This is a genomic window from Fictibacillus sp. NRS-1165, assembly GCF_050468105.1.
GTDB lineage: Bacteria > Bacillota > Bacilli > Bacillales > Fictibacillaceae > Fictibacillus_C > Fictibacillus_C terrinigri.
The window spans coordinates 1-1,918 of sequence record NZ_JBDPNU010000078.1 but is presented as its reverse complement, the minus strand read 5'-3'; the positions used below and the strand labels follow the sequence as shown (position 1 = coordinate 1,918).

General features: G+C 44.6%; 1 protein-coding gene. It reads right to left on the bottom strand.

Features of this window, described 5'->3' with window-relative positions; translation table 11 throughout:
- Positions 1-21: 21 nt before the first annotated feature.
- Positions 22-1,776 (bottom strand): IS1182 family transposase, encoded by a 1,755-nt coding sequence (locus ABHN01_RS23370; protein ID WP_429877528.1) that lies wholly within the window; start codon positions 1,774-1,776, stop codon positions 22-24.
- Positions 1,777-1,918 lie beyond the last annotated feature (142 nt).

Sequence of the window (1,918 nt, the reverse complement as noted above, 5' to 3'; positions counted from 1 at the left end):
AAGGGGCTGTCCAATAAGTCCCTAAAATGAAAGCAGGACGGAAAAACGAGTCGTTTTTCCGTCCTGCTTTTTTAGTTGTTCTTTTTTCCTGAAAGTATTCAGGCGGATGCCTGCTACTTTCAGGAGATTGTGGGCTAATGCCACAATTCCAAACTCCACATTTACCTTGTCCAGTCCCCGCAAGGACCACCTGCGGAACGACCGATTGCCCTTGATGTGGCCAAATACGCTTTCCACCTCGACTTTACGTCGGGCATAGATCGCGGCTTTTTCCTCACATTCAAGGGCTGCTTTTGCTTTCGCCTTCATTTCTTCATAAATGGTGTTCCAATGGACCTGGCGGTTCCCTTTCGCTTTGGTGCACTTTGGTTTAAAGGGACACTCCGTACAATCTTCGCATTCATAAATCTTGAAGCTTTGTTCCAGACCGGATCGGTTCTTTTTCGTTAGATATTTCTTGAACGGTACCCTTCTGCCATTTGGACAGATAAAGTAATCATCGAGTTCCTCATACACCCAATTCTTTGCGTTCTTTCCATCGTTTTTATATTGTCGGTTTTTTTCCTTCAAATAGCTTCCATAGGGAATAAGAAAATCAAATCGCGGTTCCTTTTCTTCTCCTACCGCAAACAAATAGTTTTCTTCACTGCCATAACCGGCATCCGCAATCACGGTTTTCGGCATCGGTAAAGAAGACGCCGCCAGTTTCTCCAAGTGAGGGATGAAACACCGCGTGTCCGTCGGGCTTTGGTGAATCGAATAAAACAAAACAAATTGGTTCTCGGTCGCCATCTGTACGTTGTACCCTGGTTTCAGCTGGCCATTCTTCATGTGGTCTTCTTTCATTCGCATAAAAGTCGCGTCGGTGTCCGTTTTGGAGTAACTGTTCCGATCTCCGAACTGTTCGTTCTGTTTCTTATATTTCGCTAAACGAGGCAAGAAATCTTGACGAATGAGCTTCAGGGGTTTCTTGTAGGTACTGCGCTTCTTTCGTATCTCTTTGCGTTTCTCGGTATCCGTTTCCTTCTGGATCTCGTCCGTCATGGAAGACAATTCTCCCTCAAGGATCTTTGCGGCTTCTTCTAATTGAAGGGGAAGCTCATCGCTGGTTTCATCTCCCTCTGTCAACGCTTCTAATTGAGTGAGGCTGTTGATGTGGTGCAGCGTTTCTTGAATTTTCTCTTTCAAATTCGCTTCATGTTTAAGGGTGGATTTTTTCCACACGAACGAATACTTGTTGGCATCGGCTTCGATCTTTGTGCCATCCAAAAAGTAGTGATCCATCGTAATATACTCGTCCTTGATGAGTTTCCGAATCATGGTTTCAAACAATTCACCCATCAATGCTTTCATCCGTTGACCGCGAAAGTCATTCAACGTTCGGAAGTCGGGCTTCTGCATCGCGGCGAGCCACATGGCCGGAAGATTTTCCTGGATCAGCTTTTCAATTCCGCGACATGAATAGACCTTCTGTGAATACCCATAGAGGAGGACTTTTACCATCATTTTAGGATGATACGAGCTCCGTCCCCCGCCGGAGTAGTAAGAAAATAGCCGTTCATCGGGAATGGCTTCTACCATCTCATCAATCACACGTGCGACATGGTGGGCCGGAATGAGTTCCTGCAGATCAAAGATCATTTGAACTTGTTGGTTATCGTAGGGTTGAAAAGTTGGGGCTAATTTTCGTTTGGTGGAGGAACTTTCTTGGATTTCCCCTAGAGGAAGGGTCGTTTGCGTGTTATAATTTTCAGTAGTAATCGAAAGATTGCGCATAAAAAATCGTCCTTTCCTTTCTTAAGATGTTGGTGTGGTAACTTTCATTTTACTAAAGAGGACGATTTTTTTGTGTACTTTTTTCTACTTTTAAAAAAAAGCTGCCAGAAAGTCAGTTCACACTGACTTTCTGGACAGCCCC

Coding starts and splice junctions, on each gene's coding strand:
- ABHN01_RS23370 (WP_429877528.1), bottom strand. CDS start 1,776: ATGCGCAATCTTTCGATTACTACTGAAAATTATAACACGCAAACGACC.